Origin of the sequence: Bacillus cereus group sp. N31, from assembly GCF_016483245.1 — a bacterium.
In the GTDB taxonomy this organism is placed as follows: Bacteria; Bacillota; Bacilli; order Bacillales; family Bacillaceae_G; genus Bacillus_A; species Bacillus_A toyonensis.
On sequence record NZ_JAEHCH010000033.1, the window covers coordinates 1 to 17,720 of the forward strand.

The following is a 17,720-nucleotide window of genomic DNA, read 5'->3' on the forward strand; positions in this document are numbered from 1 at the left end:
AGAATTAAGTGAATATAAAGCAATTTATATGATTCAAGATCATCTGTACTTAGTATATGAAGCTATACAACAAGACATTCAAGAAGTATCAAAAATTTTTCTTCGTCTGTTTGACCTCTTACAGAAAAACGGACGGAAATCCCATCGATATGAGAAAAAGACAGTTTTTGATATTTTAGGCGTTGTTTATAAGTGCACTGTATCCAATCTAAATAAGAAAATTGCATAACTTTTAAAAATACACCTTATTAAGGTTTATTTGGAATGCGTATTTTTAAAAACAAATAAACAAAATATCAAGCATGTAGACAAAAAGAACGGAAGTTCATGGAATACCCAACCTTAGCTTGATGGGCATGGGGTCCCGCCCACATTTTAACGAAAATATACGCTAAGCAAATTTCAACAGAATAAGAGCCGGATTTTCTACTCTGAGAAACATCCGGCTCTTATTCCTCATTTAGTTAGTTTGTAATTTGTTCTCTTCATATTCTTTCATTATTTTATAAAACGTATTTTTCTTGAGTTCTAACATTTCCATAAACATAACAGCAGTTATTTCTCCTCTTTTCCATTTTGAATAAGTTTCTTCTATTATATTCATTTGTTGTTTGCTTAAGGTCGAAAGGTTCACCTGAGGACGGCCTAAATGTTTTCCTTGAGACTTAGCTACCGCAATCCCTTCGGCTTGTCGCTGATGAATTTTTTTACGCTCTTGATCCGCAACGTAGGATAGCAAAGATAAAAATTGATCTTCCATTGATCGGCCCATATCACCCATCTCACGAAATTTCCGACTATCAAACAGGGTTTCATTTTCTAAAACTACGATATCAGCTTGTAATTCTCTTGTTATATATTTCCATTCTGAAATTACCTCATCATAATTGCGGCCCATACGATCTAAGGCATCTATGTAAACAATATCACTTGTACTTAATATCTTTCGTAATAATTGATATTGGGGGCGATCAAAATGTCGTCCACTTGCTTTATCGACAAAAATGCGTCGAGCTTCCACTCCTCGTTCGATCATCTTATGTAACTGACGTTGTTCATTTTGATCTTTTGTACTTACACGTATATATCCATAAATATTTGCCACGTTTTGTACGCTCCTCACATTTGTTACCACAATTATACCATTTTTGTTTATAAAGGTATTCATTAAAAATAAACGTTTATAAAATGATTTTAATCACCTTTATAAACCTGGTATTTTAACGTTTCATAGATAGGGCCCTTTAGTTTGTAAAGGTATACCTTTACAAACAGGTGATGTTTTTCAAAGAACCTATTATAAGCTTTTAATCATTTAAAGAGAGATACGATTAAGCAAATTTATTTTACATAATAAAGAAGATAACATGAATGAAATCTTGCTAAGAGCATTTTTGAACAAAATAAGCGGAAACACTCTGTTAAAAGTTATGAATTAACAACAATATTTGAAAGAATATTATAAAAATTAAAGAGTTATAAAATTTAATGGAAATTTTATAATCACCCTACTTTTTATTTAACTAATTTTCTCTATCCTATATATGTGCAGTTATTTATATAACACATTTATGTTAGAGAGGGATTCGTACTTAACTAAACATTAAATAAAAAATGATGATGAAAGGTAAATGTATGATGAAAAAAATAAAAACGCTCATTTTTCCAATTAGCTTCAGTTTATTGCTAATTGGATGTAGCAATAAAGAATTAAATGGGAATTGGAGATTAGTGGATAATGATAATAATTGTCCGATTTCTTACACGTTTAGCGAAAAAATAGAAGTTAATCCAGAAACCCAAAAAAAGAAAACTATATTGTTAATAAAAATGTATACCGAAAAAATGTCAGATGAATTTAAAAATTCAGGGGCATACACTTGGCTTGATAATGATTGGATGAATATTGATTATGACAAAGATTTTACTCAGAAACAAAAAATGGTACAAGAGAAAGACAAATTGACAGCATATTTTCCAGAGGTAGAAAAAGTATGTACTTATAAAAGATAAAATTAAGATGACCTGGGAATTATAGAAGAAAGTATAGAATGATAAAGATACTTTAGTGGTATCGTTAAAAGAAAATTAGATATTATATGGAACAACGACTGCTTTTGCTTGTTATCTATTTAAAGATACTTTTGCCCAAACTTGGCTATATGGGATACGTTCTATTTATAATGCTTCTACATCTTTAATGGAAGAAAAAATATTAAATTAAAGTTAGTAAGGTATTTAAAAATATTTTTTATAGGGACATTTTTCACTTCTATCCTAAAAATGATAAGATTTGTATGTAGAAATGTAAAATTGTATAATCATTCAAAAAATACTAAAATAATTTTTCGCCATAGGGGATAATAGGAATTTAAACTATCCTCTAAAAGAACGAAATACATAATAGTATTTTTAAAGATGGTATAAAATAGATTAATCAAGTTTTAAATTGGAATATATGTAAGTAAAAGAAGAGGGAGAATAAAATGAAGCCCATTACAGTTTTAATAGCTGATGATGACTTGGAGATTGCTGAATTAATTGAAATACATTTAAAAAAAGAAGGATACCAGGTTGTGAAAGTAACTGATGGAGAAGAGGTAATTCAGGTTATTCAATCACAGCAAATCGATTTAGTTGTGTTAGATATCATGATGCCAAAAATGGATGGTTATGAGGTAACGCGGAAAATCCGCACCAAACATTATATGCCAATCATTTTTTTAAGCGCGAAAACATCTGATTTTGATAAAGTGACAGGCCTTGTACTAGGTGGAGATGATTATATGACGAAGCCTTTTACACCAATCGAATTAGTCGCACGTGTGAATGCTCAACTTCGCCGATTTCTAACGTTAAATCAATCGAAAGTAGAAGAGGAGAATAGATCCGTTTTAGAGGTAGGCGGCGTTGTTATTGATTTTGAGAAAAGAACGGTACATGTATACGGAGAACGAATTGAATTAACCCCGAAAGAGTTTGATATCTTATATTTATTAGCGAGTCATCCCAATAAAGTATATAGTCTTGAAAATATATTTCAGCAAGTATGGACAAATGATTATTATGATGATAGTTATAGTACAGTTACGGTGCATATTCGTACTTTACGAAAAAAAATTGGGGAAGATAAAAGAAAGAACAAGTTAATAAAAACGATATGGGGAGTAGGTTATACATTCAATGATTAAAATCATGAGAAGTTTTCGTTTTAAAATGATTGCCTTGTTTGCACTAAGTATGGTATTAGCAGCTTGCGGAACATATATAATTCAAAAAACATTAGGGTTCTCTTTTAGAATGATGGTTAGTCATGAAGACTATGTAGCAAGTAGGGTGGTTAGAGGAAGTGATTATTTTTCTTTTATTCCCTTCATCTTACTATCTATCTTGTTCTTTTTCTTTTTAACGAAACCATATTTAAAGTATTTTGATGAAATTTCTAATGGCATTCATCATCTTGCTAAAGGAGATTTTACAAATAAAGTTTATATATCATCAAATGATGAATTTAGTGATATTGCACGAGCAATTAATATCGCGAGTAAAAACTTAAAAGAAGCGGTTGAACGAGGAGATTTTGCAGAAAGTAGTAAAGATCAACTTATTGTTAACTTAGCTCATGATTTAAGAACACCATTAACATCTGTCCTGGGTTATTTAGATTTAATTCTCAATGAGAAAAACTTAACTGCAGAACAAATTAAATATTATTCTACAATTGCATTCGCAAAATCACAACGACTTGAAAGTTTAATTGATGAGTTATTTGAAATTACACGAATGAATTATGGTGTACAACAATTAGATAAAAAAAACATTAATATAAGTAAATTGTTGGTGCAATTAGATGAGGAATTATATCCATTATTAGAGAAAAAGCAATTAGAGGCTAGATTACATGTTGAACCCAATTTAACTATCAACGGTGACGGGAATTTGTTAGCACGAGTATTTGAAAATCTTGTAACAAATGCGGTTCGATACGGAAATAAAGGACAATTTGTTGATATGAATGGATATATTGAAGATGGAGATGTTGTTGTACAGATTGTTAATTATGGAGATAGCATCCCTGAAGAAGAATTACCCTATCTTTTCGATATGTTTTATACGGGTGATAAAGCGAGAACAGTGCAGAAAAACAGTACAGGTCTTGGATTATTTATTGCAAAAAATATTGTTGAACAACATAATGGAAACATTTCAGCACAAAGTAATGAATTTAGAACAATATTCGAAGTGAGATTACCGCAAGAAGAGAATGTAAAAATTTAATAAATATTTAATTTTCACCCCACTTTTTATTTAATTAATTTCTTCTATCCTATACATAGGTTAGGTCAAGGAGGAGTTAGAAATAAAAAGTGGGCTTTTTATATTGTGCACCGTATGTGCTGGACTTTATATAAAACAATGATTTTAAAAAGGAGATGTTTAAATTTTGTAATCTAATTTATATATCATTCCTGAAAAGATTAACTAATTACACAAAAAGAAATGCTGGTTTCCAAAAAAAGCATAGGAAAAAGTGAGGATAATATGAAAAAAGTAAATAAAGTAGTCATCGTTGGAGTGTTAACAATTGGTATAGGAGTTGGGGGGTATATGACGTTTGCTGGGAATTCTGAACCAGTTATGACCTATAAATTATCTGAAGTGATAGAAAAACATATAGAGAATCAGCAAAACTTAAGTGGAGAAGTTATTCCAAATGGCATTGAAACCATTTCATTCGATCCGACAAAAGGGATGTATGATTTAGCAGTCCAAAAAGGTGAGGAAGTAAAAAAGGGACAGCTCCTTTTTAAATATAATGATCCTATCACAAAACAAGGCGTAACGGAAGCTGAAATACAAAAGAAAATTGCACAAAAAGAAGTAACATTACTTCAAAAACAAATTGATGTAGCGAAACAAAAAGTAAAAAAGGAGAAAAATGTTGGTCTTTCTGGGGAAGCAGTAAAAGCTGCAGAAATTGAAGTGCAACAATTAGAATCACAAATTGAAATGAAAAAGTTTGAAGTAGAAAAAGCGGATGAAATGATTAAAGTAGCGAGAGAGAAGTTAAACGCACTTTCTGTAACAAGCCCTACTGATGGTGTAATTGATGATATTGTCAGAAATGCTGATGAAAAAAAAGGTATGAGCGGTATTACACTGCGTCAGGCTGGTCCATTTAAAGTGAAAGGTCAAATGTCTGAATTTGAACTTGCTAATGTAAAAGTTGGACAAGAAATAACAGTTTCATCAAAAACTGTAGCGGATAAGACATGGACAGGAAAAGTAACAGAAATTGGTTCTACACCATTAAAAAGTATGGATGAAAACAAAACAGTTTCTAATTATCCATTTACCATTACTTTAGACAATAGTGAAGGCTTACAAAATGGTTTCCACGTATACGTAAAAACTACATTAGGTGAAGCAACGGGTACAATCGTTCCAAAGACCAGCATCTTAAAAAAAGGTGACAAAAATGTTGTCTTTGTTGTAAAAGATGAAAAGGCAAAAGAACAAGTTGTCACGGTTGAATTTGAAGCTGGTAATGAAGCAAAAATTTCAGGAGTGAAAAAAGGAGAAAAAATTATCTCTAGACCTAATGTAAATCTAAAAGATGGTATGGAGGTTACCACGCAATGATTAATTTACAAGGCATTACAAAATCTTTTCAAAATGGTGAAGAATCCATTCAAATATTGCACGGAATTGATGTAACAATAAATCAAGGAGATTTCACTTCTATCATGGGGCCTTCTGGTTCTGGTAAATCAACATTAATGAATATTATCGGGTGCTTAGATAAGCCCACGACGGGTTCATATGAATTAGCTGGACAAAATATTTCAAACATGTCTGAAACCGAACTTGCGCATGTTCGTAATAAAGAGATTGGATTCGTATTTCAAAACTTCATGTTACTGCCACGACTTACAGCGTTGCAAAACGTTGAATTACCGCTTATTTATGCAGGAATCGATAAAAAAGAAAGACGTGAGCGTTCATTAGCAGCTTTAACAAAAGTCGGTTTAGCTGATCGTGCTACCCATCTTCCAAATGAATTGTCAGGTGGTCAAAAACAACGTGTTGCAGTCGCACGCGCAATTGTAAATAATCCGAAATTTATTTTGGCCGATGAGCCAACAGGTGCACTAGATACGAAAACAAGTGAACAAATTGTAAATCTATTTTACGAATTAAACAAACAAGGCTCAACTATTATTCTAATTACCCACGATCGTGAAATCGGGGAAGCGGCAGCACGTCGAATTGTCATTCGTGACGGAAACATTGTTCAGGACTGGAGAGAATAAATTTGAATATAAATGAAAATATACGTATGGCCATATCTTCTATCTTTGCACATAAAATGCGATCCATTTTAACGATGCTAGGAATTATTATTGGAATCAGTGCGATTATTACGATTCTCGCAATGGGTGATGGAAATACTGCAAAGATACAAAAAGAGATTGAAGAGAGCCGCCATATGGATGAACTCTATATAGAGTATATCAATCCGGATTTTCCACTAGATATAGCGAAAATCACACCAGATATGGTAAAGAAATTACAAGAAGTACCAGGTGTAAAGGACGTTTACCCACATATGAATATGGACGTAAAAGCCTATGTGAAATCAAAAGAAGTTCCTCTTAATTTATATGTGGGAACAGGTAATTTTATGCAGGATCAAAAACTAAAAATGGTACATGGGCGTGAGTTAACAGAGACTGAACTGGAAAAACCAATCCCTGTTGTAATTCTCAGTGAAGCTTTATTTACAAAACTGTTTGATACTTGGAATGATGATTTGTATATAGATATAAAAGGAAAACCATATAAGATTGCCGGGGTGTATAAATATGATAATATATGGCAATCAAATTTGCATGCAGGATATACATCGATTGACAATGCACCATTGATTGCAGGGGTTGAGGAATATGATGCAGTGACAATTAAGTTATCTTCTTCTAGTGAGCGAGAAACTGTAGGGAAACAAGCTGTATCTGTATTAAATGGATTGAAACCACTGGAATTTGAGCATCTATTTACAGTAGCGGATGAGAAACAAAACGATTCGGTCGTAGAAGAATCATTCAATACGATAGAAATGGTATTCACGGGTGTTGCTGGAATTTCTTTAATCGTAGGTGGTATTGGTGTGATGAATATCATGCTTGTATCCGTTACAGAGCGTACACGTGAAATAGGTGTTCGAAAAGCACTTGGTGCAACACGAAGAAAAATATTAATGCAATTTCTCATCGAAGCCTGTATTTTAACGGCAGTGGGCGGAGCAATTGGTTTTGGATTAGGTATGTTCTTTGCTTGGATAGCTGCATTCGTAGGTGGATGGCCATTCATTATATCCCTAAATCTCGGTCTACTATCTGTTGGGATATCTATAGTAATCGGTATTGTCTCTGGTATACTTCCGGCTAATAAAGCAGCTAAATTGGATCCAATTGATTGTCTACGGTATGAGTAAGAATAGTGAAAGGTATAAGTTTGATTGTAAGATGTTCATACAAAAGAGTGAATGCCCCTATGAGTATTCACTCTTTTGTAAAATAAGGACTTTCATGATGTACCCATCAAGCTGAAAATTTCAATTCCCTTTATCACAATATATCAGATATCAAGATCAAAGAAAATTAGTGTGCTATAGATAGTAGAACAAGAGAGGAATATAGTGATGAAAACAGTATTAGAAGTGAAAAATATAAAAAAAGTTTACGACACAGGTGGAAATAAATTTGAAGCATTAAAAGAGATCAACTTACAAGTGCAAGAAGGTGAGTTCGTTGGCATTATGGGACCTTCTGGATCTGGTAAGACGACGCTATTAAACGTTCTTTCTACAATTGATAATGTGACGAATGGTGAGATTTTAATTGATGGAGAAGACATCGTGAAGATGAATGATGATAAGCTGGCGTTATTTCGTCGGAATCATTTAGGTTTCATTTTCCAAGATTATAATTTATTAGATACGCTAACGGTGAAAGAGAATATTGCCCTCCCACTTGCGCTCTCAAAAGTGGAAGCGAGAGAAATTGATCGACGTGTTTTGGAAATTGCGAAGAAGTTTGGGATTGATTATATTTTAAATCAATTCCCATACCAATTATCTGGGGGACAGAAGCAACGCTGCGCAGCATCTCGTGCAATCGTTACAAATCCAAGGATGATTTTTGGAGACGAGCCAACAGGAGCACTTGATTCTAAGTCAGCAACAGATTTATTAGAAAGTATGAAGTCATTAAATGAATATGATAACTCAACCATATTAATGGTAACGCATGATGCGTTTGCGGCAAGTTACTGTAAACGAGTGATTATGATTAAAGATGGTGAATTATATAAAGAATTACACCGAGGAGAATTAACACGTAAGCAATTCTTCCAACAAGTCATTGATGTAATGTCTTCCATTTCTGAAGATAAGGCTGATGATCTTATCTAGTATGGCCATTTACAACATAATGTGTAATTAAAACACTGTATATTTTGTAGTAATAGTTTTTAGGAGGTTAAAATAAATGACTTTAATTGAAATCGTTCAACGAAATATAAGGCGAAATTTTAAGGAGTATATACTTTATTTTGTATCTTTAGCTTCGAGTATGCTGATTTATTTTATATTTGCGTCACTTCGATATAGTACGCAAATAAAAAAAGAAATGCTTAATAATGTAATGATTAATAGTGTTCTTCAGTCTTCAAAAGTGATACTCATTATTTTTATAGCCATATTTATTATTTACTCAACTAATTTTTTTATAAGAAAACGTAAAAAAGAGATAGGGTTATATTCTTTACTAGGTATTACTAAAAAAAAAATTGGTACGATGTTATTTTGTGAAACATTAATAATGGGGGGGGTAGCTTTAATAGTTGGAATACTGATTGGCAGTATAAGCTTTAAGCTATTTTTAGAAGTTCTAATGAGTTTGATGAAATTAAATGTTCCAATTACGTTCGAGTTTTCTATAAAGGCCATAATAGACACGATTATTGTTTTTTTATCCATTTTATTATATACAGCATGGAAAAACTCTCGCTTAATTTATCAATTTCCATTAATTGAAATGTTCCAAGCGAATCATAAAGGAGAAAGTATGCCAAAAGGATCTAAATCTATGGCATATATGGGTCTTATTTTAATTGGATTTGGTTATGTTTTAGCATTCTTTTTCCGTGAAGTCGTAAAATTTGTGCAGAATCCTGAGGACCCTATGAATCCGTTAATGGATCCTAAAATAATCCCGTTTTCTATTTTGATTGCGATTGTTCTTGCAACCTACTGTCTATTCACGTCTTATACAGTTATAGTATTAAAGAAAATTAAAAGTAAGAGTAACATCTATTTTAATGGTATGAATATGCTAAATATTTCACAGTTGTTATATCGAGTAAAAGGAAATGCCAAATTACTTGCGACTATTGCTATCTTAAGTGCCATAGCTTTAACGGCAGTTAGTACAGTTGTATCAGGGTATTATGTAGGGCAATCTGAAACAAATGAAGATTTTATGCAACTGTATGGAGTCTCATTGTTTATTGGAAGCTTTTTAGGGATTATATTTGTACTAGCAACTGGTTCCATTATTTATTATAAACAACTATCTGAAGCGCATGCTAATCAGAAATACTATGAGGTTCTTCATAAGATAGGTGTGACGAAAAAAGAAGTAAGAAAGTCAATTTCGAAACAAGTTAGCTTTAGTTTTATTTCACCTATAATAGTCGGACTTACTCATAGCTTATTTGCTTTACCAATAATAAACAACATGCCTATATATAATATTATTATTCCCATTTCCATTAGTATTATTGCATACTGCGTAATCTATTTTGGATATTATGTATTAACTGTTAATTCGTATTTTAGAATTGTGTATAAATAATAAATTCTTTTGATATTGCGTAATAAAAATAGGAAATACAACCTAGCAAGTTCTAAATGATAAAGAATAATGAAATGAATAAAAGCCGATATCCTTAACGTGCTGGGAATCGGTTTTTTCTATATGAAAAATTGCTTAGCGTACGAAATTCGCATTTTGTGGTACTATTACAATTTATATAATTATTTTTTGAAAATTTATTGTTTTTTAAATTTGAGCTAGAAAGATCGTCTCATCAGTCCTATCCATTTGGGAATATGAGACTATCAAATGGTGATTCTATAAAATTCAAATCGTACGTCATAGCTTTATTTTTTAAAAATGATATGATTCAAATTGAGCCTTCTGACTCGTATTGTATGCTTCAAATGCTTATGGATTACGAGGAAGATTGTACAAAGTGGCAAAAAGATTTTTGGTTAGTGTGTTATGAACTAGCTAAGAACAATATATTAAACGATAGAGAATTGGTTAGAACTAAGTGGTTGAAAAGTAAATAAACCTCTTAGTTTTTAAATAGAAATCTTAAAAAGAAAATACGTGTTTATAAGATGTTTTTAATCAAATTTTATTTTAAAGCAACATTTTAAACAAAAGATTAATTTCTTTTTTTTATGATTTAAATGTATTTTAACATTATTATAAAAGAGCCTAAATCATAGCCTGTTTTTATTATAGCTATAGCTGAAATTATGGCTAATGGATATTTAATAAATGGTTTTTTTTAGGATTCCTGTATATTTTTCATATTGTAAACCTCCATTGCGTTGATAATCTTAGTTTATATATTATCATAAATATTTATATAATGATTAATAGTTATTATGTTTAGCACTATTAAATATAATGGGAAGAAAGGTACTTAAATTTACAGAGAACAAAATGATCAAACTTTTTTATAAAAATTGTATACTAATTCACAAGGAAAGCATCCATTTTGAACAAACTTATTTCAAAATGGATGCTTCTTATTTACCATATAATATGTGTTTGCGTAATGTTTCTGATTAAACTTTATTCCAAACCAACATTTAATTCTTATTGAACTAACGGTGCAGGATATTGGAATAGGGATGTTGATATAATTAAAGGGGAATGTACTTTATTTTATAATTTATGAGGTGGAAAATGGACTCTTTAGAATTAAACAAATCTAAATATATTGTCTCTAATATCAAAAATATTTTGCATAAAAAGCTTATACTTGAAAAACCGTTAACTAAAGATGAGGTGAAAGAATTAAACCTAGTTAATCCCCCTGTATACGAAAATGAGAAGTATCTCATTCAAGAACGGTGGTTTTATAGTATTAATATCGGAGAATGGGAAGATGTGGAGATTTTTATTCAAGGGAATAATGAAAATCCCGATGTGGAGATTATCGAAATGGCAGAAAAAATATTCGATGAACTCCATCTACATATAAGCCGTGCATTAAAATATTTACAGGAATTCTTCCCTAATCAAGAAATAAAGAACTACTATCTATCCACAATATGTTTTGGAAAGATGGTTAATTTTGACGATTATATATTTTCAGGGTTTAGTTTAGCTTTTATTTTTGATGGTCACTTTGAGTTTCAGTATAAAGTAAAATTTAAAGAGGATGGATGGCCTATTGGTTTTGAAGGTGGGCCACTTTAATAATTATAGATAATTTTTTCTTATTGAACTAATGGGTGCTTTAGTTGAACAAGATTTAAACAACTTTATTATTGATTTTTGAGTGCACACACCTTTAAATGGATAGAAATTAAACAACCTTAAAGAGCTTTAATACAATACAATGTAGCAAAGCTCTTGTATTTTTTATATCTAAATTAAATAACTTTATTATCACTTTATATTTCTGTCCTATGGCCTATTTTTCCCCGTATCTCATATTCATAAAGAAAAGACACCCTAAGGTGCCTTCCCCGACTTGAACCATCAAAAACCTGAAATTTTTACATTTTTATAGAAATTATTAGGAGAATACTTCCTGTTTTTATGTTAAACTATTTGAGCTAGTATTTGTATTAATATTAGGGGGATGAATAGTATGTTGGGCAATTTCAATATGAATTCCAGTAATTATGAAAGTGGTGCGGAAATCTTAGAATTATTAGGCAGTTTAAGTCGTTTATTAATTGTACGTGAATTGACTGTAAGCGGGACTTTGACAGTTTCCCAGTTGAATGCTGCGACGCATATTTCGGAACCTATGATTTTACAACATTTACGCAAACTAACTAAAGGTAATATGGTAATTATCGAGCGCAAGGGTACAAAGCTTTATTGTAGAGTAGAAGATAAGAAGGTCATTGATATTATTGATTTATTAGGATTATCATATTAGGTTCTATTCTATGTCTTTTTTGAATTCAAGCACTTTATAAATAAAACAATAACCAAAAGAAAAGACACCCATATAAGAGTGCCTTTTCCGATAGTTTTTTAGCAGAAGCAAGAAGCTCCAACAATGATTAATAAAATAAATAAAACAACTAATAAGGCAAATCCTCCGCCACAACTACCGCAACTACCACCAAAGCCCATTTTAATCTCTCCTTTGAGTAGGAGGGGAAAATTAAGGTCACTCATGTATTTTAATGGATTCACTTTACCTTATGTTTTTAAGGATTAATTGAGCAGGTCCGTTTGAAAATAAAGAAAAGACACCCTAAGGTGCCTTCCTCCGACTTGAACCACTTTAATTTTAATAATATGTATTGGACTCCCATCCAAAGATAATTCTAACATGTTTTCATATAAATGAAAGCGGATTCTTTAACTTACTTAATTACTTTGTCCATAACTTCTTTATATTTGTTAAATTGGGCATCTTCCATATCACCATTCATTTGTATAAGGAAGTTACCTTTTGCGTAAGTATGAGAGAATAGCATCTGATTACCATTACCTAAATCGTCATAGTATTTCTTAGCTTTCTCAAGATCTTCTTTGTTTTTAAACTCAAATATTCTACCACCACTATCTTCACCTAATGCTGGAACAAGAATGCGTTTTGCTTCTTTTCTAGTATTTCCAAATTCTTTTTCTGGTAGGTCACTAGGATTGTCAGCTTCTAATCCTGCAGCTTTAAATTCTTCAATTACCTTATCAACCGTGACATTATTTGTCATTGATTTAACGCTGTCACAAGCGGATAAACCAAATAATAATAGAGCTCCAATAAGTAATACTGCTAATCTTTTAAACATAGTTTTTCATTCCTCCTAATGTAAATAAATCCGTAAATATAATAACAAATTATTCATCTTTATATCGTTATATATTGTCTAACGGAAATGAAAAGGAGTGCCGTAGCCCCCTTTTTTTAAAATTACTATATCTGTAATGATCCGACTAAGTTTATTACTCTGTTTTATCAAGATCATCCGATAATTTCTTTAAAATATCACGTGCTTCCTTCTTCTCTTCATCTGTTAACTTTGCAGTCTTACTCTTTGCTTCAAGTGATTTAAGGATATTACGTAAGGAAATCAAACAAAATAGTTATAAAAAAAGACCCCTTACGGAAAGATAAGAGGCCATCAAAAAATGTTGTATTTGAAACACGTGATGTTTCATAAAGGTATCATAAAAAAATTTATATATTATGTATAATAAATATAAAAGTTTGTGAAAATAATAAAAGTGTATAAAATCCGTATTTAAATGAAGAATCCCTAGAGTTAGGGCTCTAGGGATTCTTGTTTTGGTATAACTCACACGGTTTTATAAAAAGAATAGAACGTACTGAAGATAACATATGAATGTTTCATAAATGTATCGAAAAAGTGAACAAAATTGCTATTGTAGAAGAAGCAAAAATGAAGTTTCTAATAATTAAGTACAGAAAAGGTGTTATTTCCAGTGGATAAAATGCGCGTGAGGCACCTAATCATTATTTTACCAGAGGAAAAGAATATGTTATGAACCTTGTTGAATGAAAAAATGAATATTTTACTTTAAGCGAAGTTAATGAAATATATTTTGGGGGTTATATCAATGATTGTTATCTCGATGGACACTTTAATTTTATAAAAGTCCTAGAAGAAAAACACAACTATGAGGAATAGCAAGCTATAAAAGTGAACAAAATCGTTATTTAAATAAAAGAAACCCCGATTGTCTGCGGGGCTTCTAAGGGTAATCGTCAAGTAATGACGTACTCGACTAAATAAACATATCATGAGTTTTTTGGTGAAAATACTGTTAAATGTATCCAAATGAGTAAGGGCATCATTTTGAACAAAAACGCTATTTTAATAAAAAAAGAGCTTGCAAGGAAACAAGCTCTAACGTAATTGAGATGTCTATATATTACCATTCATTTCATTATAATTCCATCCGTTGTGGTTGAGAAATAAAGTATAAGCAATTTAATAAAAATTTTTATTTTGTAGAAATAAAAACCCTAGTTTCCTAGGGTAATGGTATAACAGCCAAATATATTTTATTCTTTTATATCGTAACTTAATATTACGTTAAAAACATCAGGGAAATGTAACCAATTGCAGAAAATAAAAGAGCAGCCAGTAAAAGTTAACTGCTCATCTCCAAGGGGGAATGGAGAAAATATAATGTTGTCTACAGTATTGACGGAATATTGAGTTTTATTCAACGTAAGATTCAGATTTAAATTAAAATCTCAGCAATTAATATTATCATTCTTACAAGAAACAAGCGTATAACAAAATCCTTATTTGAATAAAGAAGCCCTAGGGTTAGGGGATCTAGGGCTTCCTGTGTTGGTATATCTCACAAGATATTATAAAAAGAAAAGAACTTACTGAAGATAACACATAAATGTATCAAAAAAGTGAACAAAATCGTTATTTGATTAAAAGAAAAAAGAGCACAGGTTGATATGTGCTCTAAAATAATCATTTTAAAATCTATTAAATTGTTTCTTTTGTATTAGGGGTATCAAATTTATCAATTAACTTAAAGATTGCTTCTAAAAGAATTGTAGATAAAATCGCAAAGGTTAATACAGCATGTGGTGATAATTGTACTGCTGTGAAATTAAGGTTTGCTAGCCAAAAATATCCGACATACATTGTCAGGAATGTACTAACAATTGAAATTGTAAATCCTAAGAAACCTAATTCTTTTAGCTTTTCTTCAGATAATTTAAATACGTGTAATATGAAAGAGAAGATAATCCCAACTATGAAAAATCCAATACATAGGGTTAATAGTGAAATTATACTAGGGTATTCAACGTCATCAGGCATCCATTGTTTCATTCCTACAATTATTGCTGTAGGGAGCGCGATAGGTATTAATAGTGGTGATACTATTAGAAAAATTGCCAATAGTCTATTGCTGTTGTTTGTCTCATTGTTGTTGTGATTATTCATAAAGCCTCCAAAAATAATTTTAAAATTAATATCCTAGTGGATTTTAGCACATAAGCATTAGTAAGGCCACAGTCAAAAAAAGTGGATTTAAACAAAAGTGCTGTTTGAATAAAAAGAAGTTCAATACGGGGGAGAATAGTCATCTCTTATGCTGGGGAGGTTAACGGATATCCAAATTTATTAAGGGTGATTATATGTTGAAAAGCAAAGTGGTTATTTTGCTTTTGGGAATTATAATAGCAGTTTTATTTTTAAAGCCGTTAGATACCAAAGCAGTTAATATTGATAATCAAGATTTTTATAATTCTTACAATACTTTATTAGCACCATATGCAAGCAAAGCTATCAGAAATAAGCTTGGGCCAAATCATCAGTATAGTTTAACGGACGCAAAAATTTTAAAAGTTGAACGGTTTCCAAAAGAAAATTTTAGTTTTATCGTCACAGTTCAATATAAAACTTATACAGGCGCTCATAATCCTCCGAATGGCATAGAAACCGTTACTTTTAATATAGATCCAAGTGGAGTAAAAGTTATAAATTTTGTTCATAAAGATGCTTAAAAAAGAAGTGATATCCTTCACACATTAATTAGGGGGATATTCAAATTAATAAATATAATAAAAATTTCATTTTGTATTAATTTAAAACACGAAAAGAGCACTTAATAAAGTGCTCTCATGACAAGATAATTCATTTGTAAAGAGAGGAACACAGAATACTATATGTGTGCCCAGTTAATGGAGTGCTTTTTACAAACAAAAAGCAGCTAGCAAAAGCTAACTGCTCCTTATAAGGAGATACAGAGAAAACTACTTCAAATGAGTTGTGGCATACAGCTTATATACAGTATTGACGGAATATTGAATTTCATTCAAGAGGTTATGTTATATGATTAATTAAAAACTCTTTTATTAGCAGTAAAACTCCGAGGAGAGATAAGACTTCAATCGAAAACCAAAACATATCTTGTTGAGGTTTTTTAAACTCCATTACTATGGAGGAAAATAAAAATAAGGCAATGACTATACCAATACAGAGACGGATCACATCAGGCATTTATGGCACTCCTAATAATTAATTATTTTTTTATATAGGTATTTCCAATGGTACGGAATTTTAAAAATGTTTTATGGAAAATCAAATAAAAGAACACTATTCGAGTTGACTTTAAATCCTTATAGCCTCAAGGTAGGTTTTTAGTTTCTCTTTAAACAATTAAAGTAAGCCTCTACTTTCCAAAAATTTTGTTTGAGAATTGAATTATCCGATTCTTTTGAAACCTAACTATAATAATTCATTTTCAATATCATCAGCAATTCAATTATTATATAGAAATACAAATTCAATGACTTATATTTTATGTTTTGTTACGCTATATATAGCTTGATTTGTTTTTAACATAGACATATTAAGGGTACTTAATAATTTTTAGGAGGCTTTTTTGAATGAAGTTATGTAAGGTGAAAACCTTGTTACCATTATCTGCTGCAATGATTACAATAGTATCAAATCCATTAGGCGCTGCGGCTTCAACGGCTTATACGGTTCAAAAGAATGATACCCTAGAAGCAATAAGTAAACAATATGAGGTGTCCGTACAATCACTTAAACAAGCTAATAGTAAAGCAAATGATCAAATTAATATTGGAGAACGCTTAACAATTCCAGGATCTTCAACTGCAAACGAAAATGTTCAAAAAAATAATTCAGCAGTTTCAAGTAATACATATCAAGCAATTTACCAAGTGAAAAGCGGGGATACATTAAGTTCTATATCACAACAATATAAGGTTTCAATACAGATTATTAAACAAAATAATAACGTAGACGGAAATCAAATTTTTGTCGGTCAGCACTTAAAGATTGATACGGGTATTCCATTACAAGAAGTGGATTTAATGGCTCGATTAGTGAATGCAGAAGCAGGGGGAGAACCGCTTGAAGGAAAGGTTGCAGTTGCAAAGGTAGTGTTAAATCGGGTTAACGCTAATGGCTTTCCAAATACAATTAAAGACGTAATTTATGAACCCATTAAAAATGGTTATGCATTTACTCCTGTTACAGACGGTAGAATTAATCAGCCTGCTACACAGGAAGCAAGAATGGCAGTAGAAGAGGCTCTCACTTCAAAAGGAACAAATTCTGATTGGCTTTATTTCTATAATCCAAAAACCTCGACTGATAAATGGATTACAACACGTCAAACCGTTGCACAAATCGGAAACCATTTGTTTGCTAAATAAAATAATAATATATTAATGGATTTCCAATGAGATAAGGAGAGGTTATTTTTGCGTGTAATACATTCACTATTAGCAATATTAGCGGTTATATTTTTAATTTGTGGTGTTATTATTCACGAATATGTATTGGTGTTTTTGGTGGGGATTTGTTGCATGGTGATAGTAAGTTTTATGATTTCCAGTATACGTAATTGGAAGGTGAATAG

General features: G+C 31.1%; 17 protein-coding genes and 1 pseudogene. 13 read left to right on the forward strand and 5 right to left on the reverse strand.

Features of this window, described 5'->3' with window-relative positions:
• Positions 1-229: pseudogene (locus JDS81_RS26565) on the forward strand (IS4 family transposase); the annotation flags it as partial.
• A gap of 231 nt (positions 230-460) precedes the next feature.
• Here the strand turns inward: JDS81_RS26565 and JDS81_RS26570 are convergent.
• Positions 461-1,105, reverse strand: a complete 645-nt coding sequence (locus JDS81_RS26570) for a recombinase family protein (protein WP_097953864.1) — start codon at positions 1,103-1,105, stop codon at positions 461-463.
• Between the two features lie 530 nt (positions 1,106-1,635).
• On the opposite strand from JDS81_RS26570, the gene JDS81_RS26575 reads away from it, so the two are divergent.
• The 10 genes from JDS81_RS26575 (at position 1,636) to JDS81_RS26620 (ending at position 12,255) form a co-directional block, all read left to right on the forward strand.
• On the forward strand, positions 1,636-2,013 hold the full coding sequence (locus JDS81_RS26575) for a hypothetical protein (protein WP_242481406.1): 378 nt from the start codon (positions 1,636-1,638) through the stop codon (positions 2,011-2,013).
• A 473-nt stretch (positions 2,014-2,486) separates the two neighbouring features.
• Positions 2,487-3,191 (forward strand): response regulator transcription factor, encoded by a 705-nt coding sequence (locus JDS81_RS26580; protein ID WP_097953863.1) that lies wholly within the window; start codon positions 2,487-2,489, stop codon positions 3,189-3,191.
• The gene (locus tag JDS81_RS26585) at positions 3,184-4,278 is read left to right on the forward strand and encodes a HAMP domain-containing sensor histidine kinase (protein ID WP_097953862.1); all 1,095 of its coding nucleotides are present in this window, start codon (positions 3,184-3,186) and stop codon (positions 4,276-4,278) included. The genes JDS81_RS26580 and JDS81_RS26585 overlap by 8 nt, the downstream gene beginning before the upstream one ends.
• Before the next feature lie 264 nt (positions 4,279-4,542).
• Positions 4,543-5,643 carry an efflux RND transporter periplasmic adaptor subunit gene (locus JDS81_RS26590; RefSeq protein WP_097953861.1) on the forward strand — a complete coding sequence of 367 codons (1,101 nt, stop codon included), beginning with the start codon at positions 4,543-4,545 and terminating at the stop codon, positions 5,641-5,643.
• Positions 5,640-6,314: an ABC transporter ATP-binding protein gene (locus JDS81_RS26595; protein WP_097953860.1), complete on the forward strand. Its 675-nt coding sequence runs from the start codon at positions 5,640-5,642 to the stop codon at positions 6,312-6,314. Before JDS81_RS26590 ends, JDS81_RS26595 begins: the two co-directional genes overlap by 4 nt.
• Before the next feature lie 2 nt (positions 6,315-6,316).
• On the forward strand, positions 6,317-7,495 hold the full coding sequence (locus JDS81_RS26600; RefSeq protein WP_097953859.1) for an ABC transporter permease: 1,179 nt from the start codon (positions 6,317-6,319) through the stop codon (positions 7,493-7,495).
• A gap of 207 nt (positions 7,496-7,702) precedes the next feature.
• On the forward strand, positions 7,703-8,473 hold the full coding sequence (locus JDS81_RS26605) for an ABC transporter ATP-binding protein (protein ID WP_097953858.1): 771 nt from the start codon (positions 7,703-7,705) through the stop codon (positions 8,471-8,473).
• Between the two features lie 76 nt (positions 8,474-8,549).
• Entirely contained in the window at positions 8,550-9,917 is a 1,368-nt protein-coding gene (locus JDS81_RS26610) for an FtsX-like permease family protein (protein WP_097953857.1), read from the forward strand.
• A gap of 1,128 nt (positions 9,918-11,045) precedes the next feature.
• Positions 11,046-11,561, forward strand: a complete 516-nt coding sequence (locus JDS81_RS26615; RefSeq protein WP_097953856.1) for a hypothetical protein — start codon at positions 11,046-11,048, stop codon at positions 11,559-11,561.
• A 397-nt stretch (positions 11,562-11,958) separates the two neighbouring features.
• On the forward strand, positions 11,959-12,255 hold the full coding sequence (locus tag JDS81_RS26620) for an ArsR/SmtB family transcription factor (protein ID WP_097953855.1): 297 nt from the start codon (positions 11,959-11,961) through the stop codon (positions 12,253-12,255).
• A 98-nt stretch (positions 12,256-12,353) separates the two neighbouring features.
• Here JDS81_RS26620 and JDS81_RS26625 read toward each other — a convergent pair whose 3' ends face one another.
• The 3 genes from JDS81_RS26625 to JDS81_RS26635 all read right to left on the reverse strand — a co-directional run bounded on the left by JDS81_RS26625 (position 12,354) and on the right by JDS81_RS26635 (position 15,268).
• Entirely contained in the window at positions 12,354-12,455 is a 102-nt protein-coding gene (locus JDS81_RS26625) for a YjcZ family sporulation protein (RefSeq protein WP_079995239.1), read from the reverse strand.
• 236 nt (positions 12,456-12,691) lie between these two features.
• Positions 12,692-13,120, reverse strand: a complete 429-nt coding sequence (locus JDS81_RS26630) for a stress protein (RefSeq protein ID WP_199688644.1) — start codon at positions 13,118-13,120, stop codon at positions 12,692-12,694.
• A gap of 1,683 nt (positions 13,121-14,803) precedes the next feature.
• Positions 14,804-15,268, reverse strand: a complete 465-nt coding sequence (locus JDS81_RS26635; RefSeq protein WP_097953853.1) for an epimerase — start codon at positions 15,266-15,268, stop codon at positions 14,804-14,806.
• A gap of 194 nt (positions 15,269-15,462) precedes the next feature.
• Between JDS81_RS26635 and JDS81_RS26640 the strand changes: the two genes are divergently transcribed.
• A complete protein-coding gene (locus JDS81_RS26640; protein WP_097953852.1) occupies positions 15,463-15,831 on the forward strand; it encodes a DUF3888 domain-containing protein in 369 nt (122 codons plus the stop codon).
• A 319-nt stretch (positions 15,832-16,150) separates the two neighbouring features.
• Here JDS81_RS26640 and JDS81_RS26645 read toward each other — a convergent pair whose 3' ends face one another.
• Positions 16,151-16,327 (reverse strand): hypothetical protein, encoded by a 177-nt coding sequence (locus JDS81_RS26645; protein ID WP_179864508.1) that lies wholly within the window; start codon positions 16,325-16,327, stop codon positions 16,151-16,153.
• Positions 16,328-16,716: 389 nt separating this feature from the next.
• Between JDS81_RS26645 and JDS81_RS26650 the strand changes: the two genes are divergently transcribed.
• Complete coding sequence (locus JDS81_RS26650) at positions 16,717-17,514, forward strand: cell wall hydrolase (protein WP_097953851.1); 798 nt, start codon at positions 16,717-16,719, stop codon at positions 17,512-17,514.
• Positions 17,515-17,720: the final 206 nt, after the last annotated feature.